Genomic DNA, 279 nt, shown 5'->3' on the forward strand with positions numbered 1-279 from the left:
GTGTGCCGAGCGGTACCGTGTTTAGGCCAACGACACGCAAATTCTCAAACTGATAGAAACGTGACTGCGCGGCAGAACCTGTAGTCGGGTCGATCTGTGCGCCTATTGTTTGAGGAAGCTCCAGTGTGTAGCGCAGCTGATACTTCTGACCTTCGAGTGATGGGGGCACCGTCGCGGGCACCGTTACCACGGATTGGGCGATCACCATGTTAGTGAGGCCCGTGCTCTGCACTACGTACGAAAATGCGTTACCTGCTGCATATATTGTCCCGTCCGAGG

At 55.6% G+C, this 279-nt stretch carries 1 protein-coding gene; it reads right to left on the minus strand.

Going from position 1 to position 279, the window contains the following annotated elements; genetic code table 11:
* Positions 1-208, minus strand: a 208-nt coding sequence (locus tag AC1RPG_RS08730; protein ID WP_481762593.1) for a hypothetical protein, incomplete at its 3' end; no start/stop codon positions are given.
* Positions 209-279 lie beyond the last annotated feature (71 nt).

This window comes from Dellaglioa sp. CoH-57-MRSF-18 (genome assembly GCF_056781995.1).